Here is a 210-nt window from a genome sequence, read left to right on the forward strand (position 1 = left end):
GAGGGACCGACGCCGAGATGTTCGGCAGCTTGATGATGTTCGCCTCCGGCTGCTTCGCGAGCCGGCCCAGCTCGGCGAGGGCGTCGTCGATGCGCTGTTCGGGCTTGAGGGCGTCGGGGAAGCTGGCGATGAGGCGCCCGGCGAGGCTGATGTCGCGGGTCTGCACCTCGACACCGGCCGTCTTCGCGAAGGCCGACACGATCGGCAGCA

General features: G+C 69.5%; 1 protein-coding gene. It reads right to left on the reverse strand.

Going from position 1 to position 210, the window contains the following annotated elements; all coding sequences use genetic code 11:
• On the reverse strand, positions 1–210 hold a 210-nt coding region (locus tag DEH69_RS23600; protein WP_147255792.1), incomplete at both ends, for an NADP-dependent isocitrate dehydrogenase.

The organism is Streptomyces sp. PT12 (assembly GCF_003311645.1).
Taxonomy (GTDB): Bacteria; Actinomycetota; Actinomycetes; order Streptomycetales; family Streptomycetaceae; genus Streptomyces.